At 65.1% G+C, this 25103-nt stretch carries 23 protein-coding genes, 1 tRNA gene and 2 pseudogenes; 14 read left to right on the top strand and 12 right to left on the bottom strand.

Annotated elements, in window-relative coordinates; translation table 11 throughout:
• Window positions 1–40: 40 nt before the first annotated feature.
• Both tatB and tatC read left to right on the top strand, forming a co-directional pair.
• Window positions 41–640: a Sec-independent protein translocase protein TatB gene (gene tatB, locus EL249_RS00670; RefSeq protein ID WP_005675007.1), complete on the top strand. Its 600-nt coding sequence runs from the start codon at window positions 41–43 to the stop codon at window positions 638–640.
• Window positions 640–1494: a twin-arginine translocase subunit TatC gene (gene tatC / locus EL249_RS00665; protein WP_005675008.1), complete on the top strand. Its 855-nt coding sequence runs from the start codon at window positions 640–642 to the stop codon at window positions 1492–1494. Before tatB ends, tatC begins: the two co-directional genes overlap by 1 nt.
• Window positions 1495–1673: 179 nt before the next feature.
• Here tatC and EL249_RS00660 read toward each other — a convergent pair.
• Window positions 1674–2782 (bottom strand): annotated as a pseudogene (locus EL249_RS00660) (S1C family serine protease); the annotation flags it as partial.
• A 539-nt stretch (window positions 2783–3321) separates the two neighbouring features.
• Between EL249_RS00660 and EL249_RS00650 the strand changes: the two are divergent.
• Window positions 3322–4107 (top strand): Nif3-like dinuclear metal center hexameric protein, encoded by a 786-nt coding sequence (locus EL249_RS00650; RefSeq protein ID WP_005675011.1) that lies wholly within the window; start codon window positions 3322–3324, stop codon window positions 4105–4107.
• 263 nt (window positions 4108–4370) lie between these two features.
• Here EL249_RS00650 and mscL read toward each other — a convergent pair whose 3' ends face one another.
• Window positions 4371–4811 carry a large conductance mechanosensitive channel protein MscL gene (gene mscL, locus EL249_RS00645; protein WP_005675012.1) on the bottom strand — a complete coding sequence of 147 codons (441 nt, stop codon included), beginning with the start codon at window positions 4809–4811 and terminating at the stop codon, window positions 4371–4373.
• A 490-nt stretch (window positions 4812–5301) separates the two neighbouring features.
• On the opposite strand from mscL, the gene petA reads away from it, so the two are divergent.
• The 8 genes and pseudogenes from petA to EL249_RS00605 all read left to right on the top strand — a co-directional run bounded on the left by petA (window position 5302) and on the right by EL249_RS00605 (window position 13185).
• Entirely contained in the window at window positions 5302–5916 is a 615-nt protein-coding gene (gene petA / locus EL249_RS00640; RefSeq protein ID WP_197721593.1) for a ubiquinol-cytochrome c reductase iron-sulfur subunit, read from the top strand.
• A gap of 104 nt (window positions 5917–6020) precedes the next feature.
• Complete coding sequence (locus tag EL249_RS00635) at window positions 6021–7409, top strand: cytochrome b (protein WP_005675015.1); 1389 nt, start codon at window positions 6021–6023, stop codon at window positions 7407–7409.
• A 22-nt stretch (window positions 7410–7431) separates the two neighbouring features.
• Window positions 7432–8313 carry a cytochrome c1 gene (locus EL249_RS00630; RefSeq protein WP_005675016.1) on the top strand — a complete coding sequence of 294 codons (882 nt, stop codon included), beginning with the start codon at window positions 7432–7434 and terminating at the stop codon, window positions 8311–8313.
• 140 nt (window positions 8314–8453) lie between these two features.
• Window positions 8454–9068: a glutathione S-transferase N-terminal domain-containing protein gene (locus tag EL249_RS00625; protein ID WP_005675017.1), complete on the top strand. Its 615-nt coding sequence runs from the start codon at window positions 8454–8456 to the stop codon at window positions 9066–9068.
• A 75-nt stretch (window positions 9069–9143) separates the two neighbouring features.
• Window positions 9144–9686, top strand: a pseudogene (locus EL249_RS13820) (ClpXP protease specificity-enhancing factor); the annotation flags it as partial.
• 734 nt (window positions 9687–10420) lie between these two features.
• Window positions 10421–10496, top strand: a tRNA-Thr gene (locus EL249_RS00615).
• Between the two features lie 124 nt (window positions 10497–10620).
• Window positions 10621–12141 carry an amino acid permease gene (locus tag EL249_RS00610; protein ID WP_005675019.1) on the top strand — a complete coding sequence of 507 codons (1521 nt, stop codon included), beginning with the start codon at window positions 10621–10623 and terminating at the stop codon, window positions 12139–12141.
• A gap of 252 nt (window positions 12142–12393) precedes the next feature.
• The gene (locus EL249_RS00605) at window positions 12394–13185 is read left to right on the top strand and encodes a CAP domain-containing protein (RefSeq protein ID WP_005675020.1); all 792 of its coding nucleotides are present in this window, start codon (window positions 12394–12396) and stop codon (window positions 13183–13185) included.
• A gap of 38 nt (window positions 13186–13223) precedes the next feature.
• Here the strand turns inward: EL249_RS00605 and EL249_RS00600 are convergent, their stop codons facing one another.
• The 4 genes from EL249_RS00600 to EL249_RS00585 all read right to left on the bottom strand — a co-directional run bounded on the left by EL249_RS00600 (window position 13224) and on the right by EL249_RS00585 (window position 15846).
• Complete coding sequence (locus EL249_RS00600) at window positions 13224–13580, bottom strand: phage holin family protein (protein ID WP_005675021.1); 357 nt, start codon at window positions 13578–13580, stop codon at window positions 13224–13226.
• 205 nt (window positions 13581–13785) lie between these two features.
• A complete protein-coding gene (locus EL249_RS00595; RefSeq protein ID WP_005675022.1) occupies window positions 13786–14412 on the bottom strand; it encodes an opacity family porin in 627 nt (208 codons plus the stop codon).
• A gap of 507 nt (window positions 14413–14919) precedes the next feature.
• The gene (locus EL249_RS00590; RefSeq protein WP_005675023.1) at window positions 14920–15162 is read right to left on the bottom strand and encodes a hypothetical protein; all 243 of its coding nucleotides are present in this window, start codon (window positions 15160–15162) and stop codon (window positions 14920–14922) included.
• 78 nt (window positions 15163–15240) lie between these two features.
• Window positions 15241–15846, bottom strand: a complete 606-nt coding sequence (locus EL249_RS00585; protein ID WP_005675024.1) for a UbiX family flavin prenyltransferase — start codon at window positions 15844–15846, stop codon at window positions 15241–15243.
• Between the two features lie 352 nt (window positions 15847–16198).
• Here EL249_RS00585 and argC point away from each other — a divergent pair, with 352 nt between their 5' ends.
• The gene (gene argC, locus EL249_RS00580; RefSeq protein WP_005675025.1) at window positions 16199–17239 is read left to right on the top strand and encodes an N-acetyl-gamma-glutamyl-phosphate reductase; all 1041 of its coding nucleotides are present in this window, start codon (window positions 16199–16201) and stop codon (window positions 17237–17239) included.
• 248 nt (window positions 17240–17487) lie between these two features.
• On the opposite strand, the gene grxD is transcribed toward argC, so the two are convergent.
• Window positions 17488–17811, bottom strand: a complete 324-nt coding sequence (gene grxD, locus EL249_RS00575) for a Grx4 family monothiol glutaredoxin (protein ID WP_005675026.1) — start codon at window positions 17809–17811, stop codon at window positions 17488–17490.
• A gap of 173 nt (window positions 17812–17984) precedes the next feature.
• On the opposite strand from grxD, the gene brnQ reads away from it, so the two are divergent.
• Window positions 17985–19367 carry a branched-chain amino acid transport system II carrier protein gene (brnQ, locus tag EL249_RS00570; protein WP_005675027.1) on the top strand — a complete coding sequence of 461 codons (1383 nt, stop codon included), beginning with the start codon at window positions 17985–17987 and terminating at the stop codon, window positions 19365–19367.
• Window positions 19368–19408: 41 nt separating this feature from the next.
• Window positions 19409–19609: a type II toxin -antitoxin system TacA 1-like antitoxin gene (locus EL249_RS00565; RefSeq protein ID WP_005675028.1), complete on the top strand. Its 201-nt coding sequence runs from the start codon at window positions 19409–19411 to the stop codon at window positions 19607–19609.
• A gap of 66 nt (window positions 19610–19675) precedes the next feature.
• On the opposite strand, the gene EL249_RS00560 is transcribed toward EL249_RS00565, so the two are convergent.
• The 5 genes from EL249_RS00560 to hemA all read right to left on the bottom strand — a co-directional run bounded on the left by EL249_RS00560 (window position 19676) and on the right by hemA (window position 25097).
• On the bottom strand, window positions 19676–20047 hold the full coding sequence (locus EL249_RS00560; protein WP_005675029.1) for a DUF6463 family protein: 372 nt from the start codon (window positions 20045–20047) through the stop codon (window positions 19676–19678).
• A 114-nt stretch (window positions 20048–20161) separates the two neighbouring features.
• Window positions 20162–21229 (bottom strand): Fic family protein, encoded by a 1068-nt coding sequence (locus tag EL249_RS00555; protein WP_005675031.1) that lies wholly within the window; start codon window positions 21227–21229, stop codon window positions 20162–20164.
• Window positions 21230–21653: 424 nt separating this feature from the next.
• Window positions 21654–22547 carry a peptide chain release factor N(5)-glutamine methyltransferase gene (prmC, locus tag EL249_RS00550; protein WP_005675032.1) on the bottom strand — a complete coding sequence of 298 codons (894 nt, stop codon included), beginning with the start codon at window positions 22545–22547 and terminating at the stop codon, window positions 21654–21656.
• A gap of 134 nt (window positions 22548–22681) precedes the next feature.
• Complete coding sequence (gene prfA / locus EL249_RS00545) at window positions 22682–23761, bottom strand: peptide chain release factor 1 (RefSeq protein WP_005675033.1); 1080 nt, start codon at window positions 23759–23761, stop codon at window positions 22682–22684.
• Between the two features lie 61 nt (window positions 23762–23822).
• Window positions 23823–25097 (bottom strand): glutamyl-tRNA reductase, encoded by a 1275-nt coding sequence (hemA, locus tag EL249_RS00540; RefSeq protein ID WP_005675035.1) that lies wholly within the window; start codon window positions 25095–25097, stop codon window positions 23823–23825.
• Window positions 25098–25103: the final 6 nt, after the last annotated feature.

Here is a 25103-nt window from a genome sequence, read left to right as displayed (position 1 = left end):
CGTTCCTTCTACCGGCTGCCTGATCCGCTGACGACCTCCGATGTTTGACATCAGCTTCATGGAAATGCTGATCGTGGCCATCGCCGCCCTGGTGGTCATCGGTCCGGAGCGCCTGCCCACGGTGGCCCGTCAGGCCGGGCAGTGGATGTCGCGCATGCGTCGCTACATCGAGGACGTGAAGTCCGACTTCAGCCACCAGATCGATCTGGCCGAGCTGAAGGGCATCAAGAGCGAGGTCGAGGACTCGGCCCGCAGTCTGGAGCGCGGTCTGAACGATGCGCGCTCCTCCTTCGACACCCTGCAGTCGTCGTTCGACACCAGCACGGCCGAAAGCCTGCCGGGTGCCGAGGGGCACGGCACGGCCGATGGACACGTCGGATCGCTGGAGCACGGCGGTGCTGGCTCGGCAGGGCAGGGCGCCACGCAGGCCGCCCTGGATCATGACACGGCCGACAGCGAGAGCTGGGCCTACGAGAGCGTGCCCGACGACGCCGTGGCCCCCGCACCCGAGCGCCTGTCGCCCACCGACTGGGACAAGGTGTACGAAGACCGTCGCACACGCCAGCGACTGAAGGATCGCCGCATCGAGCGTGAGCTGGAGCGCGGCTTCAAACGTCCCCGTTTCCGCGTGGAGCGCTGATGGCCTGGTTTGGCAAGAAGAAGGCGCAGACGCCGCCCGAAGAAGAAAACTTCATCTCCCACCTCACCGAGCTGCGCGACCGCGTCATCCGCTCGCTGCTGGTCATCCTCATCCTGTTCGGGGCGTGCTTCTATGTGGCCCCCGAGCTGATGAAGTTCCTGGCCCAGCCGTTGCAGCATGCGCTGCCGCCGGGCTCCCATGCAGTCTTCATCGCGGGTGAAGGTGCCTTCTTCACCCTCACCAAGATGTCGCTGCTGGCGGCCGTGCTGCTGTCGCTGCCGTGGGTGCTGTACCAGGCCTGGGCCTTCGTGGCGCCGGGGCTTTACGCGCATGAACGCCGCTTCGTCGGCCCGCTGATCATCCTGTCGGTGGTCTTCCTGCTGGTGGGCATCGGCTTTGCCTACAGCTTCGTGCTGCCGGTCGCCTACAAGTTCTTCTTCTCGTTTGCCGAGAAGACGGGCGCCGACGTGATGCAGGACCTGCAGCGTTACTGGGACTTCACCCTGTCCATCTTCTTCGGCTTCGGCCTGGCCTTCCAGGTGCCGGTGGTCGAAATGCTGATGATCAAGCTGGGCATGGTGTCGGTCGATGACCTGCGTCAGGCCCGCCGCTACGTGCTGGTGGGGGCCTTCATCGTGGCCGCCGTGCTCACCCCGCCGGACGTGCTGTCGCAGTTCATGCTGGCCATCCCGCTCATGCTGCTGTATGAGCTGGGCATCTTCCTGGGCGGCTTCCTGTCGGCCCATTCGCAGGCCCCCGAAGACCTGCCCGACGATCCTTCCGAAGAGAGCGGCGCCATCGTGCCGGCTGCGGATTCACAGGTCCAGCAGGCCGGGAACGACCCGTCGCGCTGATACGGCGGCCGGGCGTCAGTGGGCGCTTGTTGAGGAGCGCGTCTTCCGGCCTGGCCTGTCCGCTCAGTCCCGATCCAGTCCGTCAGGCATGACTTTTTGGGCGCCATCAGGCGGGCTGATGACTGCGTGCCATTGAGGCTGACATCTCAGGCATGGCCCGATTCCGAGGGCGCCCGCTTTCAGTGCTGCGGGCGCTGCCCGCCCGGTGTCCTTCCTTCCTGCTCCAGGCGTTCCCGCCGCGTTGTCAGGTCCGGGCGCATGCCGATGCTGATCGGCAGCTCGATCTCCTCGCCGTTGCGCAGGAAGTGGAATTGCGCCGTGGAGCCCGGCGCCAGTCGGGCGATGGTGTTCAGTACCTGCGTGGTGTCGTGCACCGGTGTCTCGTCGATGCTCACCAGCACGTCGCCGGTATGCACGCCGGCCTTCTCGGCCGGGCCGTTGCGCATCACGCCGGCAATGATGGCGCCTTTCTGCTGCGTCGGCAGCTGCAGCGCCTCGGTCAGCTCGGGGGTCAGGTCCTGCGGCTCCACGCCGATGTAGCCCCGGATCACCCGTCCCTGGCGGATGATCTGGTTCATGACCTCCTGCACGATGGAGATGGGGATGGCAAAGCCAATGCCCAGTGAACCACCGCTGCGCGAATAGATGGCCGTGTTGATGCCCAGAAGCTGGCCGCGTGCATCCACCAGCGCGCCGCCCGAGTTGCCCGGATTGATGGCTGCGTCGGTCTGGATGAAGTTCTCGAAGGTGTTGATGCCCAGCTGCGTGCGACCCAGCGCCGAGATGATGCCCATCGTCACCGTCTGGCCCACGCCGAACGGGTTGCCGATGGCCAGCACCACGTCGCCGACCGCGATGTCGTTGCGGTGCGCGAACTCGATGGTGGGCAGGTTCTGACGATCCACCTTCAGTACCGCCAGGTCGGTGTCCGGGTCGCTGCCGATCAGGCGTGCCTTCAGGCGTTCGCCGCTGACCAGAATGACCTCGATCTGGGTGCCGTCGCCCAGCACGTGATGATTGGTGAGGATGTAGCCGTCCTGCGTGGCGATCACGCCCGAGCCCATGTTGTCGTCGGGGTTCTCGTCCTCTTCCTCGTCACCATAGGCGCGCGGCGGCTTGCGGCGGCTGGCCGGGGCGCATCGCTGTTGCCGTCATCCACCGTGGCTGCCATGCCGTCGTTATGGGCGGCGATGCTGACCACGGCTGGTGTGGCGCGGCGGGCTGCCTCGGCATAGGACAGGGCGGCCACCGGCATGGTCAGGCCCGACAGTCCGCTGGCGCCCTGGCGCTCGCCCGTGCCCGGACGGTCCCCGTCCTTGCTCCACAGGCTGGCGGATGCACTGTCTGCAAGCGGTCCGGAGACCTGGCTGCCGCCGTTGCTCTGGTCTGGCTGCGCATTGCGATCCTTGTCTTCCGCAGCCGCTGCGCTGCTGCCTGCGGCATGGCCAGCGCTGGCGTCCTGGCGTGCGCCATTGCCGGTTCTGCCTGTTGCGCCGGGTGTCAGGCCTTGTCCCTGTGTGCCGGCGCCTGAGGTGGCCGGGGGCAGGGAGGCGCTTTCCGGGCCAGGTGGCACCAGCCCGTCACCGATAGCCTCCAGGGCGGCACCGAGCTGCGACGGGTGGGTGCCCGCCTGCCGTGCCTGCCCAACGCTCGGCAGCCAGCCCGGCCTGAAGGTGCTGATGGCGAAGATGGCCGCCACGAACACCGTCACGCATTGCGCAAACAGCAGCCAGAGTCGCTTCAGCATGGTGTCTGGCCCGTTCTGTTATGCTGGTGTGGCATACACAAACCGATGTCGAGTCCGTGCGGCTCGTGGGAGAGGAATGAATGGCGCATGTGCCGGGAACAGTTTCCACGCGGGAACTGCTGGGTCATCTGGATGATCTGTTGCGTCCGTCCGTCATCAAGGATTATTCCCCAAACGGGCTGCAGGTGGAAGGCAAGGCCGTGGTTTCCCGCATCATCTGCGCCGTTACTGCAACCCAGAATGTGATCGACGCGGCCGTGGCCGAAGGGGCCGATGCGCTGCTGGTACATCATGGCTACTTCTGGAAGGGCGAGGACCCGCGCGTCATCGGCATCCGTCGCCGTCGCTTGGCAAGCTTGCTTGGTGCCGACATCAACCTGCTGGCCTATCACCTGCCGCTGGACGTGCATCCGGTCTACGGCAACAACGTCCAGCTGGGCGAGCTGCTGGGCTGGCCCGTGCAGGGGTGGGGAGGGGAGATCGTCGGCAGCCAGGGCATCATCGGCTGGCATGATCTGGCAGAAGAGAGTGCGCTGGATGCCGTGGCCGTGGCCGAGCGGCTGACCGAGCGCCTGCACCGCGAACCGTTGCTGGTGGGTGACCTGTCGCGGCCCATCCGTCGCATTGCCTGGTGCAGTGGGGGTGCGCAGGATTTCCTGCAGGATGCCATCGACCTGGGGGCTGACTGCTACATCAGCGGCGAGATTTCCGAGCGTACCACCCATCTGGCCCGGGAGGCTGGCGTGGTCTATGCCGCTGCAGGCCACCACGCCACCGAGCGCTGCGGTGTCCAGGCCCTGGGGCGCCACCTGGCCGAGACCTTTGGCATCGAGGTGACGTTCGTGGATGACCCGAACCCGGTGTGAATTCCGGTGCGACTGCTTTCGGAGAGAGGCCCGCCGCAAGGCGGGTCTTTTTTTGCCGGTTTGCTTTGCGGCCCATTGTCTGTTCGCCGCGCGGCCAAAAAAGAAGCCGACCATGCTGGCCGGATGGACCGGGCAGCGGGGTCGGCTTGCAAAACAGGTGACAGCGGTGCGTTGGGGGCTTCTGCCGCCACCTGCCTGGAAGGGAGGGGCGCTGGCCTGGGGGCTGCGCCGCCGTCCCTTCCCGGGGACAACGGAAAATCGGATCAGTGACCTTTCTTCAGCTCGTCGCGGATCTCGCGCAGCAGCACGACGTCTTCCGGTGGAGCGGCCGGCTTGGAGGCTTCCGCCTTGATGAGCGCAGTCTTGGCCTTGTTGAACACGTTCACCATCTGGAAGATGATGAAGGCCAAGATCAAGAAGTTCAGGAAGATGGTGAGGAAGTTGCCGTAGGCTAGGATGGCCACGCCAGCCTTGGTGTAGGCTTCGTAGGTGTGGGGCAAGCCCTCGGGAATCTTGGTGGTCAGCGGGATGAAGTAGCTGGAGAAATCCAGACCACCGAAGATGGCGCCGACGATCGGCATGATGATGTCCTTGACCATTGAATCGACGATCTTGCCGAAGGCACCACCGATGATCACACCGACAGCGAGGTCGACGACGTTGCCCTTCAGGGCAAAGTCTCTGAATTCAGTCAGCATGGACATGTTCTTTTTTCTCCTGGCGAACGTGGAAGGGTATCTGTTGAAGGGGGAGGAACTGGACGCGACGCCCCTGGGGCGAGGCCCCGGCAGGCACCGCCGCACCGGCGAATTCCTTCCAGGGCGTCGCCGGGCATCCAATGAAGATTATCCCCGTTCGGCCACGGGGGGCGCAAGACGTTCGGCCTGTAGAAACGCCGTAAACGGCCGATCGCGACCCGAATATCTTTAAGGATGGTCAGTTAGTGTTGCGTCGCGTGAACGCGCGACCCGCAACTCGCCGCCCGTTCCCGCCCTTCCTCCGTCCGTCTTCTGGCGGCACGCCTCGTCTGTTTTAGATCAGGGGTATCCGCGGCCTTTCTGATTTTGATCAAAGCAGGGGTGGGCGCGCTGCCTATACTCGGCCGAAACACGCTCCCTGCCTGTCGGCGGGGAGGGCGTGCCCGGCACCCTTGCGTGCCTTATCCGAACGATGCTTCACACGAGGTTCCCCCTGATGGCCGATACGCTGCCCAAGACAAGCATGGATCCCTCCCGGCGCGCTGCGCTGGTTTCCACCTGCGTGGTCGGGTGTGCGGGGGCTGCAGGCGTGGCCATCCCGCTGGTCAGCACCTTCCAGCCTTCCGAGCGGGCCAAGGCGGCCGGCGCTCCGGTCGAGGCCGACATCGCCGGCATGGCGCCGGGCGAACTGCGTCGGGTGGAATGGCGTGGCAAGCCGGTCTGGCTGATTCGCCGCACTCCCAAGATGCTCGAATCCCTCAACGAGACCCAGTCCCAGGTGCTGGATCCGGATTCCGACGGCTACTACCAGATCCCCACGCCTGAGTACGCCAAGAACCAGCATCGTTCCATCAAACCCGAATACCTGGTGGTGGTCGGCATCTGTTCGCACCTGGGGTGTTCCCCCAGCGAACGCTTTGCTCCCGGGGCTCAGCCCTCGCTGCCCGACAACTGGGCCGGCGGCTTCCTGTGCCCCTGCCATGGCTCCACCTTCGACATGGCGGGTCGGGTCTTCAAGAACAAGCCGGCCAACGCCAACCTCGACGTTCCCCCCCACAAGTACACGTCGGACACCACACTGTTGATCGGTGCTGACGACACCACCGGCTGATCGTCGCACGGCGCCCGCCATCCGGCGGGCAAGCAGGCAGGAGGAGGCAGGCCGCGCACGGGCTGCCTTTGTCCAGGATTTCGAATCGAAAGCAGGATAGCTTCATGGCAGCAGAGAAAAAGGTCGACACGACGGGGCTCCTCGGGTGGATAGACCACCGCTTCCCGGCCACCGTCCTCTGGAAGCGCGACGTCGCTGAGTACTACGCGCCCAAGAACTTCAACTTCTGGTACATCTTTGGCTCGCTGGCCATGCTGGTGCTGGTCATCCAGATCGTCACCGGCATCTTCCTGGTCATGCACTACAAGCCGGATGCCGAGAAGGCGTTCGCCTCGGTCGAGTACATCATGCGGGATGTCCCCTGGGGCTGGCTGGTGCGCTACATGCACTCCACCGGCGCCTCGGCGTTCTTCATCGTGGTGTACCTGCACATGTTCCGTGGCCTGCTGTACGGTTCGTACCGCAAGCCGCGCGAGCTGGTCTGGCTGTTCGGCTGCATGATCTTCATGGCGCTGATGGCCGAGGCCTTCTTCGGCTACCTGCTCCCCTGGGGCCAGATGTCGTACTGGGGCGCCCAGGTGATCGTCAACCTGTTCTCCGCCATCCCGGTCATCGGTGAGGATCTCTCCATCTGGATCCGCGGCGACTACGTGGTGGGCGACGCAACGCTGAACCGCTTCTTCTCGTTCCACGTCATTGCCATCCCCCTCGTCCTGCTGGGTCTGGCTGTGGCGCACATCATCGCGCTGCACGAAGTGGGTTCCAACAACCCCGACGGCATCGAGATCAAGGCCAAGAAGGACGCCAATGGCGTGCCGCTCGACGGCATCCCGTTCCACCCGTACTACTCGGTGCATGACGCCTACGGTGTGGCCATCTTCCTGTTCATCTTCTCGGCGGTCATCTTCTTCGCTCCCGAGATGGGCGGCTACTTCCTGGAGTACAACAACTTCATCCCGGCCGACCCGCTGAAGACCCCTCCGCACATTGCGCCGGTCTGGTACTTCACCCCGTTCTATTCCATCCTGCGGGCAACCACCACCGAGTTCCTCACCTACGGCTTGCTGCCCTTCCTGCTGGTGCTGCTGGTCTTCATCCTGAAGTCCGCACGCTACACGGTCTCCAAGCTCATCGGTGCCGTGGTCATCCTGGGCATGTGTGGCGGCTTCTTCCTGCTGGATGCCAAGTTCTGGGGCGTGGTTGCCATGGGCGCCTCCACCCTGATCTTCTTCTCGCTGCCCTGGATCGATCAGAGCCCCGTGAAGTCCATCCGCTACCGTCCGCTGTGGCACAAGGCGTTCTACGCCGTGTTCGTGGTGGCCTTCCTGGTGCTGGGCTACTTCGGCGTGCAGCCGCCGTCGCCCACCGCCGAGCGCCTGTCGCAGCTGTGCACCCTCATCTACTTCGGCTTCTTCCTGTTCATGCCGTGGTGGACGCAGGCGGGCACCTTCAAGCAGCCGCCCGAGCGCGTCAACTTCAAGCCCCACCACTGAACAGACAGGTAGCGAGAAACGTATGAACATTCCCGTCTATATCCGTCGCCGCTTCGGCCTGGTGGCCACCGTCATCGCCTGTGCCGTGTCGGCACCGGTGCTGGCCTCGGAAAGCGTGCACCTGGACAAGTTCCCCACCGAGAAAATGCAGAGCATGCCTGCCCTGCAGGACGGTGCCCGCACCTTCGTCAACTACTGCCTGAACTGTCACTCGGCGTCCATGATGCGGTTCAACCGCCTGCAGGACATCGGTCTGACCGATGAGCAGATCAGCGGCAGTCTGCAGTTCACCGAAGGCCGTGTGGGTGATCTGATGAAGGTCGCCATGCGCCACGAGGACGGCAAGGCCTGGTTTGGCGCTGCGCCCCCGGACCTCTCCGTCGAGGCCCGTGCCCGCGCTTCCGAGTCCGGTTCGGGCGCTGACTGGATCTACACCTATCTGCGCAGCTACTACCGCGATGGCTCGCGTGAGACCGGCTGGAACAACGCGATCTTCCCGAACGTGGGCATGCCCAACCCGCTGTGGCAATGGCAGGGCATGCGCGGTGCCGTGGAAGAGCGCGTCGCGCCCGTGACGGACGAAGCCACCGGCAAGGTGACTGGCTGGACGAAGACCACCATCACCTATGACCGCGAGGGCAACAAGTCCGAGAAGGTCGAGAAAGTCGACGGTGATGGCCTGCATGAGGGTACCCACTTCACGCTGGGCACGCCCGAAGGTGGCACGCTGTCTCAGGCCGAGTTCGACGACAAGGTGGCCAACCTGGTTGCCTTCATGAAGTTCATGTCCGATCCCTCGGCGTCCACCCGCGGCCGCCTGGGCATCTGGGTGCTGCTGTTCATCGCCCTGTTCGTGGGCTGCACCTGGTGGCTCAACCGCGAGTACTGGAAGGACATCAAGTGATGGTCTGAACGACCGAACGCCAACGCCGGTTCTTGCGTTTCACGATGCGCAATTTTCTGGGCTTTTGGCGTTCCACATGATATCTTGCAGGGCCGGGCCTTCATGTCCGGCCCTTTTTGTGTCTTCAGGAGATCCCACCCATGATGGTGCTCTATTCCGGCACGACCTGCCCGTTCAGTCAGCGTTGTCGTTTCGTGCTGTTCGAAAAAGGCATGGATTTCGAGATTCGGGACGTTGACCTCTACAACAAGCCCGAAGACATCTCGATCATGAACCCCTATGGTCAGGTGCCGGTGCTGGTTGAGCGGGACCTGATCCTGTACGAATCGAACATCATCAACGAGTACATCGACGAGCGCTTCCCGCATCCGCAGCTGATGCCGGCCGACCCGGTCATGCGCGCCCGCACGAGGCTCTTCCTGTTCAATTTCGAGCGTGAGCTGTTCGTGCACGTGCAGACGCTGGAGCGGCGTGATCACGACAAGGACACCGCCCGCACGATGGAGCGCGCCCGTACCCAGATCCGCGAGCGCCTCACCCAGCTCACCCCCATCTTCGTGAAGAACCGCTTCATGCTGGGCGACGAGTTCTCGATGCTGGACGTGGCCATGGCCCCGCTGCTGTGGCGCTTGGACCATTACTCTATCGAGATGCCCAAGACGGCGGCACCGCTCATGAAGTATGCCGAACGCATCTTCTCGCGGCCTGCCTACATCGAGGCGCTCACCCCGTCCGAAAAGGTCATGCGGCGCTGATCGACGCCCGTCGATCACCTGCGTCGTGCCGTCCTGATCGGCACACACCATCGTTCACCCACCGACGGACCCCCGATGGCCGAGATTTCCACCAAGCCCTACCTGATCCGCGCTATTTACGAATGGTGCTGCGACAACGGCTATACGCCTCATCTGGTGGTGAAGGCCGGTGGTCGCGCACGGTTGCCCATGGCTTACGTGCGCAATGGCGAGATCGTGCTCAACGTCTCGCCCACAGCCACCAATGGTCTGCAGATGGGCAATGACGTGATCGAGTTTCAGGCACGGTTCAACGGCGTGCCTGAATACGTCGTCGTGCCGGTCGACAATGTCCTGGCCATCTTCGCCCGCGAAACCGGCTTCGTCGTGCCCTTCAACATCGGGCCGGCCGCTGGCGCGGATGCGGACGCCTCCGATGCTGGCTCGGCAAGCGCGGAAGGGGGCGCGGCTGGCGGTCCGGCGGATGCCGGCGCGCAACCTGCACGCCCCGGCCAGGAAGGTCAGGGAACCTCCCAGGGCGGCCAGGCAGGCGGGGGCGCATCCGCACCTGCCGGCGGGGGCGATGTGGTGGATTTTCGGGCGGCGCGTGCAGCCCGTCCTGGTCTGAAGGCTGTGCCCAAGCCGGGCGACAAGGACACTTCCGACGCTTCGCGTCCTGCCGATGAGGAAGGGCCCAAGGGGCATGGCACCCCGGCTGATACCGCGAAAGGGGGCGCCAGGGAGGGCGCTTCGGAGAAGGGCCGTGGCCGTTCTTCCAGTGGATCGTCCGTGTCGTCCGCGGGTGATGCCTCCGCATCGACCGAGGGCGATGTCGCGCCGGAATCAGATGAAGGTGGCAGCACCCCAAGCGGCCGGCGCAAGCCCGCTTCCCGCACGACCAGCCCACGTCGCAAGACGCCGGCGGCCACCGATGGGGGGGCAGCTGATGCGCCCGCCGCTGATGCGCCCGACGCACCCGCCAAGCCCAAGGCCACCCGCAGTCGCAAGTCCACGGCCAGCCCGGTCGAGGCCGATGCCGCCGCACCGACCTCCGCTGGCGCACCCAGCCAGGCTGGAACGTCTACCCCGACTAGCGCGCCAGCTCCATCAGGGGAAGATGGCAAGGGGGCTGGCACCGAGAAAGAGCGCAAGGCCCGTCCTGGCCCGCAACAGGCGCCGGCCGGCACGCGTGCGCCCGTTCCCGGCGCGCCGACCACGGATGGCCCGCCGGATACGCCACCGCCCACGCCGCCTGCGGGTGGTCGTCCCCGGCTGGTACGCATCAAGTAGTACGGGACTCGGCAGCCTTGCACGGCCACGTGCATTGCCTGCTAGAATCGCCCCGCGTGCATTGGCACGCCATGGTTTCCATGGCCGCTTTAGCTCAGTTGGTAGAGCAACCGCCTTGTAAGCGGTAGGTCGTCAGTTCGAATCCGACAAGCGGCACCACCTTTTCTTCTACAGGCAGGCAGTTCCGGGCAGCGCAGCCTGCACACGGTCGGTCGGGCAGCACGCTTCCCTCTGATGTCGCGTCTGCGCGTTCGGGGCAGCCAACCCCCACGAGACAGACCCGATGAGCAGCTCAGCGCCCGCCACCCCGCCGTCACCGCCTGGCCAGTCCACGGCGTCCTCCCCTTCGTCCGGCAACGGGCTGCGCCGCTCGCTCAAGGCGCGTCACCTGTCGATGATCGCCATCGGCGGCTCCATCGGCACGGGCCTGTTCGTGGCCTCGGGAGCCACCATCTCGCAAGCCGGCCCCGGCGGGGCGCTGCTGGCCTACGGCCTCATTGGCCTGATGGTCTACTTCCTGATGACCAGCCTGGGCGAACTGGCTGCCTACATGCCGGTCTCCGGCTCGTTTGCCACCTATGGCGCCCGTTACGTGGACGAAGGCTTCGGCTTCGCGCTGGGCTGGAACTACTGGTACAACTGGGCCATCACCATCGCGGTGGACCTGGTGGCGGCCCAGCTTGTCATGGGCTACTGGATGCCCGAGGTGCCCGGCGTGCTCTGGAGTGCCCTGTTCTTGGGCATCATGTTCCTGCTGAACGTCATTTCGGTGAAGGGCTTCGGGGAGGCCGAGTACTGGTTCGCCGCCATCAAGGTCATCACCGTCGTCATCTTCATCGCCGTGGGCCTGATGATGATCGTCGGCATCCTGCATGGCAGCGAGCGTGCCCATACCTTCTCCGAGCACCTGGCCAACTGGTCCATCGGTGAGGCGCCGTTCGCGGGGGGCTTTGCGGCCCTCATCGGCGTGGCGATGATCGTCGGCTTCTCCTTCCAGGGCACCGAGCTGATCGGTATTGCCGCGGGTGAATCGGCCGATCCGGGCCGCAACATCCCGCGTGCCGTGCGGCAGGTCTTCTGGCGGATCCTGCTCTTCTACATCCTGGCCATCCTCGTCATCAGCCTGCTCATCCCCTACACCGACCCGCGCCTGCTGCGCAATGAAGTGGGTGATGTCAGCGTCAGCCCGTTCACGCTGGTGTTCGAGCGGGCCGGCCTGCTGTCGGCAGCCGCGCTGATGAACGCCGTCGTGCTCACCTCGGTGCTTTCGGCCGGCAACTCTGGCATGTATGCCTCCACCCGCATGCTCTACACGCTGGCCTGCCGGGGCATGGCGCCGCGCATCTTCGCGCGCGTCTCCACCCGCGGCGTGCCGGTCTACGCACTGCTGGCCACCACCGTCGTGGCGGCGCTGTGTTTTGCCACCTATCTGGCCAGCGCCGAGGTCATCTACATCTGGCTGCTGAATCTCTCGGGCATGACGGGCTTCATCGCCTGGCTGGGCATCGCGGTCAGCCACTACCGCTTCCGCAAGGGCTACCTGGCCCAGGGGGGCAAGCTCTCCGATCTGCCCTATCGGGCCTCGTTCTTCCCGTTCGGCCCGCTGTTCGCCTTCGTGCTGTGCCTCATCATCACGCTGGGCCAGAACTATCAGGCGTTCATGGAAGAGCGCATCGATTGGGGCGGCGTGGTGGCCACCTACATCGGCCTGCCGGTCTTCCTGGGCATCTGGCTGGCCTATCGCCTCATCAAGCGCTCGCACTTCATCCGCTATCAGGACATGAAGTTCGATTCGGAAGAGTGACGGGAACCTGCCGTTGACGCGACAACAAGGGGCCAGCGATGGCCCCTTGTGCGTTCATGAGCCCTGCGAGGTCGTCTTTTCCCTTGAAACTCATCCTGATCCGTTGAATACCGCCCGGATGTTGCCGTAAACCACCGGACGTGTCGCCGGAGACACGAAAACGTTGCCTCATGACAATGCTTCCCATTGAAACCTGTACCTGGGGGCTGGATCGTGTTAGGCGGCAAGACATGGGGCCGGGGAACGACGCCCGTGCTCGTATCGGCCCTGCTGGGCCTGACGGTGGGGGCGTGCGGTGGCGCGGGTGATGCTCCCGATGGGGGGCTGGAGCCGTCGCTGGGGCAGGGCAATGCAGCGGCGATCCGCACCGAGTACCTGGCGCTAGGGCTGCCGCTGGCTTCTCAGGATACGGGCTCGCTCGTTGCGTCGGTGTTGCCGCACGGCGCAGCCGTGGCCGGCACGACCGTGTCAGCTGCTCCTGTGGTGGCCGACCGTGTGGTCCGTGCCGAGGTGGGGCGCATCGACTGGACGCGGGCATCCGGTGCCGCGGCAGACAAGGCGGCCCAGGACAAGGCGAATCAGGACAAGGCGGCCCAGGCGCGGGCGGATGCAGCGCGTTATCACGTGCTGGCGCAGCAGGTGGTGCAGGCGGTGAACGAGGCGCGCGCCCAGCCGCGCACCTGCGGGGATGTGGCCCTGCCGGCCGCGCCGCCGCTGCGCTGGAATGCCCAGGTGGCCTATGCGGCGCTGCTGGAATCCGAATGGATGCTGCGCACGAACAAGTTCAGCCACGGTTGGGATGATGGCAAGTACGTCTGGCACCGCTTCGAGATGGTGAAGTACGACTGGGCGCAGGCGGACGAGAACATTGCGGCCGGCTTCCGGACGCTGGCCGAGGCGATGCAGGCCTGGATCGACAGCCCGTCGCACTGCAAGGCGCTGATGCGCGGCGACATCCGGGAAGTGGGGCTGGCGGTGGTGCCTGGCGCGGCCCAGAGCAAGTACGGTTCGTACTGGACGATGGCGCTGGGGACCGCGCGCTGAGGCAGGAGAACGGTCGAGCTTCGGGTGGGAGGCTCGTCTCAGTCGGCGCGCTGCTGCTCACCCAGCAGCACCAGGCTGATGAAGCTGCTGATGACGCTGTAGATGACGGCTGCCAGCACGGCCCACCAGAAACCGGTGATGGTGAAGTTGTCCACCAGGCGGGACGTGACCCAGAACATCAGGCCATTGAGCACCAGCGTGAAGAGCCCCAGCGTGAGCACGTTGACCGGCAGCGTGAGCACGAACAGTACCGGCCGGATGAAGGTGTTGAGCAGGCCGATGACCAGTGCGACCAGCATGGCGGTGCCGAAATCCTTGATGTGCACGGCGGCCAGGATGTAGGGCAGCAGGAAGATGGCGGCAGCATTGATGAGCCACACCAGGATCAGTCTCATAGCGTCGTCCTCTTGAACGGGAAAGCGTCTTGATGCCTGTCATGATAGCGTGGCGGCTTGGTGGCAGCGGGCGCTGCCGCCGGACATGGCGGGGCATTCGCGCACTGTTCGATGTATCCGGTGTCGGCCACGGCGCGCAGGGAGATGTTGCGGCCCGGGCTCCGGCAGTCCGCGTCGGAGACCGACTGCCAGAGCCCGCCATGGATCAGTTGAAGTAGTACCGCAGACCCACCGACACCTCGTGGGCGTTCAGGTCGGAATCCATGTGGTTGTAGCGGTACCCGGCGTCCAGCGTCATCTCGTTGGACAGCTTGTAGCCAAACCCCAGCAGCAGGCCATAGCCGGCCTTGGTCTTGCTCTTGCTGGTCGAGAAGCGCTGGCCGGCGGCGGCGTAGCCTGCCGAGTATTTCAGCTTGTTGGCTGCGAGACGGGCGCCCACGTAGGGAACGAAGTCGCTGCCGTAGTCGAAGTCATAGATGGCCGACACACCGAAGCCATTGGCCTTGACGCCGGCATTCTGCGTGGCGCCGTTGGCTGCATCGTAGCTTTCCTTCATCTCCTTGTAGTGGGTGAAGTCGCCCGCGACACGCAGACCGTTGCCCAGGGCATAGCCGACCGACAGGCGCGGCATGAAGCCCGATTCGTGGTACGAGTCCTTGATCTTCCTGCCGACGTTGCTGACGCGCAGCTTCTCGTTGTCGTCGACCTTCAGGTGACCCAGGCCGATGTCGCCCTGGATGTAGGCCCCTTCCTCGGCCACGGCAGCGGCGGAAAAGGACAGGGCTGCAAAGGCGGACATCGCCAGGAAAACGGATTGGGCACTCTTTCTCATGGTCTTGCTTCCTTCCTTGAGTTTGAACACGCAGACAGCGCCGCGGGTCGGGGGTGTTCCGAAGAGGGCATTCAGCAGGGCTGCGGTGCGTCCCTGTGTGTCGGGCTGCGCAGCCGGGGCCTGTACCGCACGTATCGGGACCCTGTCTCCGGATGGGGGCTACAGAGGCGTGAGCCCGTTCATGAGTTTTGTGAATGACGAGCCACGCCAGCCCGCCCGTTCTCGCGGTGCCTTCGGCAGATTCAGGTTAGCACGCTTGTAGCGCGTTTTGATGCGATATCGTGGATTTTTGGGCGGTTTTGTTAGCGCAATGTTGCGCCATATTATGAATTATAAGAATTCATATCGAATCCTGTCTCGATGTGACCGTATGGACGTATCGTGAATATATTAATTGGGTGAATTGCTGGCGCGTCGCAGTGATCTTGCCCAGTGATGCAGCACGTCCGGGCTGCGCGGGGTGGCCGTCTGCACCCACCCCTGCATCAAGGAGGACGGGCCTTTCCGTCACCCGTTCTCGTCGAAGGCCTTTCTGGCAGCCTCGGTGCATTGCTGGGTCGCGTAGACACCGCATTGGTCGATGACGGCCCGATCGCGCGATGTCCAGTACACGAACGCGTAGGCCATGTAGTACACGGCGGCTGCGATCAACCCGTGAAAGATCCGCACCATCCATGCCTCGCTGGGCACCAGCCGCCAGAGCCAGGCGCGGAAAGCGTATCCCTTGCGATTGTCATGATGCCTTCGCATGGCTGACCTCCTTTCATCGAGAGGGCAGTATCTCCTTGAATGTGCGAAGGAGATGTGCGCGATTGCGCTTTGCGCTGGCTATGGATTCTCTTCGCCCTGTCTGGGCTGTCCTCGCCGGGCAGGAGGATCCCACGGCGGATTGAGCCCCTGCTCGATGTTGAACAGGTCCAGCACCCGTCCCACCATGTGGTCGATCATCGTGGCCAGGTCGGCCGGACGCTGGTAGAAGGCTGGTACCGGTGGGCAGATGATGCCGCCCATTTCCGTCACGGCCGTCATGTTGCGCAGGTGGGCCAGGTTCAGCGGCGTCTCGCGCGTGAGCAGAACCAGACGGCGGCGCTCCTTCAGCACCACGTCGGCGGCGCGGCTGATCAGGTTGTCCGACAGCCCCATGGCGATGGCCGCCAGTGTGCGCATCGAACAGGGGGCCACGACCATTCCCTCGGTGGCGAAGGAGCCCGATGCGATGCTGGCGCCGATGTCCTTGACCGGATGGACATGGTCGGCCAGCGCCTCCACCTCGGCCCGACTGCGGTCCAGCTCCGTCACCACGGTCTGCCAGCCAGCCGACGAGACCAGCAGGTGCGTCTCGATGTCGGGCTGCAGGCGCAGGTATTCCAGCAGGCGCACGCCCAAGATGGCGCCACTGGCACCGGTGATGGCGATGATGAGACGACGGGGCATGACGGAGAGGGAAGAAGGAGGAAGGAGTGAGTGTGCAGCGCCGGGCATCGGGATGCAAATCGGCAGCAGGCGTCCCGGTCATGGATGGGGCGCGCTCAGGTAAAGTCAGGCTCAGGTAAAGCCAGGCCATCGCTCTGGCATGGAGGCCGTTGTCTGGGAAAGGCCATTCCTCACTTGGGAAAGGCCGCTACCGGGAGGGAGCGAAAACCGGGTGGAAACGGCATCCCCCCCGGGTTGTGACACACTATCGGGGCACCCGCCATGGACGTGCGCGAAACCCGTTCGGAATCAGCAAGCTGCCTGCTTCCGGCCGTTGCCAGGCCGCATGGCATGACCCAGGAATGATGAAAAGATGAGTGTTCACAAGGTCTTTGTAGATGGACAGGAAGGAACGACCGGTCTGCAGATCGACGAGTATCTGCGCCGGCGCAGCGATGTCACGGTGCTGCGCATCGACCCGGCGCTGCGCAAGGACCCGGCCGAGCGGGCGCGACTGCTGAACGCGGCCGATGTCGCCTTCCTGTGCCTGCCCGACGCAGCTGCCCGCGAATCGGTGGCGCTGGTCGACAACCCCGCCACCTGCGTCATCGACACCAGCACGGCCCACCGGGTGGACCCGGCCTGGACCTACGGCCTGCCCGAGCTGGACGCGGAGCAGCGCCAGCGCATCCGCGACAGCAAGCGCATTGCCAACCCTGGCTGCCACGCCACGGCCTTCATTCTGGCCGTGCGGCCGCTGATGGATGCCGGGCTGCTGCCAGCCGAGCATCCGCTGTCGGCCACCTCGCATACCGGCTATTCGGGGGGCGGCAAGAAGATGATCGCCCAGTACCGGGCCGCGCTGGCAGCCTTGGGGATGAGCGACGACGGGCGCGGCGCTTCAGTCACCGAAGGCGGCGCGACTGCCGAGGCCGAGGTGTCGGCGGAAGAGGCTCGCAAGCTGCTGGCACCGCGCCCCTATGCGCTGGGGCTCACCCACAAGCACCTGCCCGAGATGATGCGCTATGCCCGCCTGGCGCAGGCGCCCGTGTTCCTGCCGGTGGTAGCACCGTATTACAAGGGGCTGGCGGTGTCCGTGCCGCTGGATCTGGTGCGGATTCGCGCTGCCGGCCAGCGGGACGTGAACCGGGCAGCCATTCATGCCGCACTGGCAGCCCGTTATGCGGGCGAGCGCTTCGTGCAGGTGGCGGCGCTGGATGCGGCACCCGAAGGCGGCTTCTTCGACGTGCAGGGGAGCAACGACACCAATCGCGCCGATCTCTTTGTCTTTGGCAATGACGATCAGTGCATGCTGGTGGCACGCATCGACAACCTGGGCAAGGGCGCCAGTGGCGCGGCCGTGCAGGCCATGAACATCCACCTGGGTCTGGACGAGGCGACCGGGCTGGCCTGATCGAGCACGAAAAAGACGGCGGGTCCGCGGCTGAGCAGGCCTTCGGGTCTGCGTGTCTTCGCCCACGCAAGTCTGCAGGTCTAGCGTGTTTGCAGGTCTGCGGGCCTTCGGGCCGCACCCGGCGGCCCTGCTGCTCTGGTCTTCTGCTGTTTCAGCGCGACGGCAGAGGCGTGGACGCGCAGGAGGGAAGGGGAAACCCGGCCGGTGCCGGGCTCCCTTCGGGCGACTTTTCAGTCGGCCTTGCTGGCTCAGGCGGCCTTGTTGCCTTCCGGAATCAGCTTCTGCAGCTCGCCCGATTCGGCCATCTCGGCCATGATGTCCACGCCGCCGATGAACTCGCCATTGATGTAGAGCTGCGGAATGGTGGGCCAGTTGGAGTAGTCCTTGACGGCCTGGCGGACCTCGGCGTCTTCCAGCACGTTGATGGTGACCAGCTGCTTGATGCCGGCGTTCTTCAGCACCTGAATGGCCTTGCCGGAGAAGCCACATTGGGGAAACTGCGCCGTGCCCTTCATGAACAGGACGACGGGGTGCTCGGTAACGGTCTGGTGAATGAATTCCTTGGCGTCCATGGGGGACCTCCACACGATGGAAAAGGGGGGCCGCCAGAATACTGGTCGGGTAAAGACAGCGGATGTTATCCTGCCTGTGGCCGCGAGGAAACACGGCGGCCCGGTTTTCAATCCGGCACTGGCGTCTGCACGGGTGCCTGGTCGGCTGGCGTGCGGCCGATTGCCTATCCCTCATGACAGTGAACAAGAATACTTTCGTCATCGGCTTCATGCTGTTCGCCATCTTCTTTGGCGCCGGGAACCTCATCTTCCCCTCGGCACTGGGCCTGGAAAGCGGACAGACGTTCTGGCCGGCACTGCTGGGCTTCGTGTCCACGGGCGTGGGCTTGCCGCTGCTGGGCATCATCGTCAGTGCCTATTACCAGGACGGATACCGCACCGCGCTCGACCGCATCCACCCGTGGTTCTCGCTGCTCTTTCTGGCGGTCGTCTATCTCACCATCGGGCCCTTCTTCGCCATCCCGCGCACCGGTGCCACCTCGTATGAAATGGCCGTGGTGCCCTTCCTGGGCGAACCGGGCAGCACCTCGCTGCTGATCTTCAGCCTGGTCTATTACGGCATCACGCTGTGGCTCAGCCTCAATCCCTCCAAGATGGTCGAGCGCATCGGCGCCATCCTCACGCCCGTGCTGCTGGTGTGCATCCTGGCGCTCATCGGCAAGGCGGCCTGGTGGCTCTGGGGCCGTCCGCCGACGCTGACGGATGTCCAGTCCACCGGCGCTGCCGCCTACCTGAACGGCTTCGTCAACGGCTACCTCACCATGGATGTGCTGGCCTCAGTCGCGTTCTCGGTCATCGTCATCACCGCCATCCGGGCCCGCATGCTGACCCGGAGTGCCCAGGGTGACGGCAGCGTGGCCGCCCTGAATGAAGCCGTGCTCACCCCGGCCCAGCGGCGCCAGCTCATCGTGCAGACCTCGCTGGCCGGCATCGTGGCCGCCACCGCGCTGGCCATCATCTACGTGGGTCTGGGCTGGTTCAGCAACCGCCTGCCCGTGGATCCCGCCGTCCTTGCCGATCTGAAGGAGCGGGGCCAGGACCTGGGGACCTACCTGCTCACCACCGCCGCCTACAGCACCTTTGGTGAATTCGGCCGCGTGCTGTTCGGTGTCATCGTCACGCTGGCGTGCCTGACCACCTCGGTGGGCCTCGTGACCGCCGTGTCCGAATTCTTCAACGACATCTTCCCGCGCATCAGCTATGTCACCTATGCCGTGATCTGCTCGCTCATCGGCTTTCTGCTGGCCAACCAGGGCCTGAGTGCCGTCATCGACAAGTCCGTGCCCGTGCTGATGGTGCTGTACCCGGTCGTGATGACGATCCTGATCATCATGCTCATCGAGACCTTCGTCACGCCCCTGCCGCTGCAGGCCCAGCGCTTGGCCGTCGGCTTGGTCATGGTCGTGTCCATCCTGTCGGTGGCCGGCACCGACTTCTCGCAGCACCTGCCGCTGAAGGCCTATTCGCTGGAATGGCTGCCGTTTGCGGCCGTGGCCATCGTGCTGGGCGTGGTGGTGGCGTGGATGCGGCGCGGGGCGGCGCGGGAAGAGGGGTGAGGGGGACGGGCCCCGTTGCCGGAGGGGCTGCACGGCGGGAGATGTCGTGGGCCTGTCGGGCAGAGCAGCGCGTTGTCCTGAACGAAGCCGATCAGGCACCCGCCGCCAGCGCGGCGGTCGTTCTCTCGCCGGAGGAATCGCGCTGCTTTCTGGATGGGCTGGACAAGCCGTTCCAGCCCAATGCCAGGTTGAAGAAGGCGATGGAGGAGGCGGAGAACTTGCTGAAGCCCCTCAAACGTTGAAAACCTACTCCTTGAAATTGCGCACCATGGCCAGGTCGGTGTGGTGGATGATCTGGCTCTTGCTTCTCATGATCCCTGCGCTGTGTTCGGGGAAATCAACTGCGCCACGACAAGCGCACCGGAAATGGCCAGCAGCAGGAAGGGGCCGGGTTTGGGATAAACGATGCAGATGGTAGCCGCCAGCAGGAACAGCCCCAGGATGGGCGGCCAGCCCAGCAGCCCCGCATTGGCCAGCTGCCAGAAGGTGGTACCGATGAGCATCAACGCAAACCCGGCCACCAGGAACCACAGCAGGGCGTAACTCGCATCGTTTATCTGCACGCTGGCGACGAGGCCTTCCCGCCACATCCGGTGCAGGGTGTCGTGCATGGTGGCGATGCCGAGGATGTTGTGCAGAATGCCGGTGAGGATCAAGGCGATGGAGAGGTACTTCTGCATGATGGCCTCCTTGTGCAGGAGATGACATCGACCTTACCGGATTTGCCGAGATCGCAGCCTGGGTAGCCATGCGCCGACAGAAGGAAATCCATGGGCATGGTGGATGCCGGCGATCTACGAAGACGATGAAGAGCCATCCGCCGAATGTCGCCATCTCGCAGCGCGCCCCTTGCCCTCCGGCGTGATGAGTCCCTCATCCTTCATGGTGCGCAACACATGTCGGACCATGTCCCGACTGACGCCAGGACAGGCCTCCTCGATATCCGAGATGGCGAAGGGGTGCTGGCGTCTTAGAACTTCTGCACGGACACGCTCGCCCTTGGCGCCATGGCCATGTTCCAGCGTCCCGACGCGTGTCTCGAATTCTCGGTAGGCGCGCAGCAGGACGCCCCAGAAGTAGTTGAGCCAGGGCATGCTGTCGTGCTGGCCGTCGTGCCAGCCCTGGGAGCTGGCTTCCAGGGTCTCGTAGTAGGTTTCCTTGGATTCCTCGAAGAGCCGTTCAAGGCTGATGAAGCGCCCGACAGCGTAGTCGAAGTGGTAGAGCAGCTGCAGGGTCAGCAGGCGTGCCATGCGGCCATTGCCGTCGGGGAAGGGGTGGATGCAGAGAAAGTCCAGGATGGCCAGGGGCACCAGCACGAGGGGATCGGCCAGGTGCTGATCCAGGGCAGATCGGTAGTGGGCGATCAGGTCCGCCATGGCCATCGGGGTGAGGTGGGCGGACACGGGGGCGAAGCGGACGCGGGAACGTCCGTCCGGCTGACGCTCGATGATGTCGTTGTTGGTGGCTTTCCACTGTCCGCCGGGCTGGGGCATGTAGCGGTACATGATGCCGTGCAGCTGCCGGATGGTGCCTTCCGAGAAAGGCATCTCCTTGCCGCTTTCATGGATCAGGTTCAGGGCGTCGCGGTAGCCGGCGATCTCCTGTTCGGAACGGCTTCGGGGCGTGGCGTCCTTCAGCATCAGGGCGTGCAGGCGCTGGGTGGAGATGATGACGCCTTCCAGACGGTTGGAGGACTCGGTGGATTCGATGGTGGCCGCTTTCTGCAGTCCCTTCAGCACTTCGGGCAGCTGGACACGGTAGAGCTGCTGCTTGCCCTGGAACTCACCGAGTGCGCGCAGGGTGGCCAGCTGCGAGTGGGTGAAGCGGAGCCTGTCCAGATAGTCGGCGGTGAGGGATCGCATCGGAAGGGGGCAGTGAGGAGAATAGGGGTAATGATAGTCCTCTAAATGGGTAATTTCGGCCTAAATTACCCATTTATGCGATCCATTACCCCATTGTTCTGCCATTCAGAGCCTGTTTTGGCGTGAATTTCAGCCAAAATGAGGCGAAATGGAGGCAAGAAAGGGGGTAAAGCAGTCCGTAAATGGGTAATTTCAGCGTGAAATTACCTCTATTTGAGGATCCATTACCTCTATTGGCGCTAGGCACCCGTCATGGCGCCTATCCTCGCCGCACAGCCAGATTACGGCGAGGGGACTGTCGTCTGGCCCTGTTCGGCCCGGGCGCGATCGGACCCGATGTCTGCCCTGTTTGGGGCCGATTGGCTTGGCGTGGCCCGGCCTGCTTGGTAGCGCCTACTTGGCCAGGCCTGACGGTTGGATGGGCCTACCTGCGCCCGTCCCCCAGCCACCGCCCCCCGCTCACGCGCGGCTGCCCGGCCAGGTCGCGTCGGGTGAACACCTCGGCAAAGCCTGCGTCGCGCAGCAGGGCCTGCACAGGGGCCTCCTGGTCGTAGCCGTGTTCCAGCAGCAGCCAGCCGCCGGGGCTCAGGTGGGCGGGGGCGCCGCCGATGATGATGCGCAGGTCATCCAGCCCGTCGGGACCGGCCGCCAGGGCCTGAGGCGGCTCGAAGCGCAGGTCGCCCTGCTGCAGGTGGTGGTCACCGGCGGCGATGTAGGGGGGATTGGAGACGATCAGGTCGAAGTGTCGGGGGCTGGCCAGCGCCTGCCACCAGCTGCCCGCGTGCCAGTGGATGCGGTCGGCGCCCAGGGCCTTTGCATTCTGCTGCGCCATGGCCAGGGCCTCGGGGGAACGCTCGACGGCATGCACCTCGGTGTCCGGAGCCTCCAGCGCCAGGGTGATGGCGATGATGCCGCTGCCGGTGCCCAGTTCCAGCAGGGACAGAGGGACGGCGCGCCGTTGCTGGCGCAGCAGCGTGAGCTGCTCCAGCGCGGTTTCCACCAGGGTTTCGGTGTCGGCCCGGGGAATGAGCACGGCGGGCGAGACGGCAAAGGGGCGGCCGTAGAACTCCTGCTGGCCCAGCAGATAGGCCAGGGGTTCGCCGGCGCGGCGGCGTTCGGCCAGGGCTTGGAAGCGGGCGGCGATGTCCGGGTCGGCGGGATCGTCACCGTGGGCCATGAACCAGGTCAGCGGCTGGCCGGTGAGGCAGGCCAGCAGGCGGCGTGCCTCGGCCCGGGGCAGCTGGCTGTGGCGGATGAGGTCGTCGATGGAGGGGGCGGTATCGACAGCGGGCTCGCCTGGAAGCAGGGGGGAAGTCATCGCGTGATCAGGGGGTCATCTTTGGGCGCGCCCGCTGCGTGATTGAACATGAGGGCAGAGACGGGAAGACGGCATGAGCCGCCAGGGAACGCCGGTAGATCGCTCGCACAGCCCGACCGGGGCCGTGCGAGGTCTCACCCCTCAGCCCGCTCCGCTGCCAGTTCGGCCAGCCGGGCCTTCATCAGGGCGTCGGTCAGTTCGTCCAGGTCGCCGTCGATGATGGTCTGCAGCTTGTAGAGGGTGAGGTTGATGCGGTGGTCGGTGAGCCGCCCTTGGGGGAAGTTGTAGGTGCGGATGCGCTCGGAGCGGTCGCCCGAGCCCACGAGACTCTTGCGGTGGGCGGAGGTCTCGGCGGCGCGCTCGCGCTCGCGGGCGTCGCGCAGGCGGGTGAGCAGCACGGTCATGGCCTTGTCGCGGTTGCGGTGCTGCGAGCGGTCGTCCTGGCATTCCGCCACGATGCCGGTGGGCAGGTGGGTGATGCGCACGGCGGATTCGGTCTTGTTGACGTGCTGGCCGCCGGCGCCGGAGGCACGGAACACGTCGATGCGCAGGTCGTCGGGGCTGATCTCGATGTCGCCGGTGGGCTCGGCTTCAGCCATGACGGCCACGGTGCAGGCGGAGGTGTGGATGCGCCCCTGGGATTCGGTGACGGGCACGCGCTGCACGCGGTGCGCACCGGATTCGTAGCGCAGCCGTCCGTAGACCTGCTGGCCGCTGACCTGCACGATGACTTCGCGGTAGCCGCCCAGTTCGGATTCGCTGGCCGACAGGATCTCGGTCTGCCAGCCGCGATGTTCGGCGTAGCGCAGGTACATGCGCAGCAGGTCGCCGGCAAAGAGGGCGCTTTCGTCACCGCCGGTGCCGGCCCGGATCTCCAGGATGGCGTTGCGGGCATCGTCGGGGTCGCGTGGCAGCAGCAGGTACTCGATGCGCTCCTGGGTAGCCTGCAGGCGGGTCTCGGCGTCGGCGATCTCCTCGTCGGCGAACTCGCGCATGTCGGGCTCTTCGCGCATCTGGCGGGCGGCCTCCAGGTCGGCGCCGGCCTGTTTCCACAGGGCGTAGGTGTCCAGCACCTCGCTGGTCTCGGCGTGCTCCTGGTTGAGCTTTTTCAGCAGGCTGATGTCCTTGCCGATGTCTTCGCTGGCCAGCTGGGCGTTGAGTTCTTCCAGCCGGTTCTGCATGCGGTCCAGCTGCGCCCGCAGGGATTCTTTCATGGCGATGCGTGAAGGGGTTCGGCGGGCATTCTAACCAACGCGCCGCCGATCTCCCTTCCCGTTACCGTCCGCCCCGGGGAACCGGCAGCAGGCCGGACAGCATGTTGGCCAGTTCGGGATCCTTGCCGGCGTGATGGGACAGCAGGGTGGTGGGGCCGTGCATGAACTTGGCGGTAAGCGCCCTGGAAAGCGCTTCCAGCACGACGGCAGGGTCTTCGCCCTTGGCCAGCATCTTGCGAGCGCGCTCCACTTCCTGCTGGCGCACGGCGTCGCCGCGGGCGTGCAGTTCCTGGATGAGGGGCACGCTCTGGCGCTGCACCATCCAGTTCATGAAGGCGTTGACCTGGGTGTCGATGATGCTCTCGGCCTCGGCCACGGCCAGGCGACGGCCTTCCAGGCCGGCATCGACCACTTCGCGCAGGTCGTCGACGGTGTAGAGGAACACATCGTCCAGGCGCGAGACTTCGTCCTCGATGTCGCGCGGGACCGCCAGGTCGATCATCAGCACCGGGCGGTGACGGCGCTGGCGCACGCTGCGCTCCACCATGCCCAGCCCGATGATGGGCAGGCTGCTGGCGGTGCAGGAGATCACCACATCGAAGTTCTCGAGCTGCTGGGGCAGGTCGGACAGCGCCATGGTGGTGGCGCCAAAGCGCTCGGCCAGGGGGCGGGCGCGCTCCAGCGTGCGGTTGGCAATGACCATCCGCCGGGGGTGGGGCGCCCAGTGCGCGGCGCACAGTTCGATCATCTCGCCGGCGCCGATGAGCAGCACCGAGCAGTCGGCCAGGTTCTCGAAGATCTGCTCGCCCAGGCGCACGCTGGCGGCCGACATCGAGACTGACTGGGCGCCGATGGCCGTCTGGGTGCGCACTTCCTTGGCCACCGAGAACGAGCGCTGGAACAGCTGGTGCAGGTGGCTGCCCAGCATGTTGGAATCCTGTGCCACGCGCGCAGCCGTCTTCATCTGGCCCAGGATCTGGGGTTCGCCCAGCACCATGGAGTCCAGCCCGCTGGCCACGCGGAAGGCGTGGCGCACGGCGCCCTGGTTGGGCAGCAGGTACAGGTGCTCGGCCAGGTTGCCTTCACCGTCCACGCCCTTGTGGCGGCCGATCCACTCGGTCAGTGCCTGACCGGCCTCGTCGGGGGCGTCGGTCTTGCAGTAGATCTCGGTGCGGTTGCAGGTGGACAGGATGGCGGCTTCCGGGGCCAGCGACTTCAGGTGGCCACGCAGATCGGACAGGGCCGTGCCGATCGCCTCCTTGGTGGGGAAGGCGAGCTTCTCACGCAGCGCCACGGGCGCCGTGTTGTGGTTGAGTCCGAGCGTCAGCAACGCCATGTCGAA

It is taken from the genome of Lautropia mirabilis (genome assembly GCF_900637555.1).
Taxonomy (GTDB): domain Bacteria; phylum Pseudomonadota; class Gammaproteobacteria; order Burkholderiales; family Burkholderiaceae_E; genus Lautropia; species Lautropia mirabilis.
This window is presented reverse-complemented; position numbering and strand designations above follow the sequence as displayed.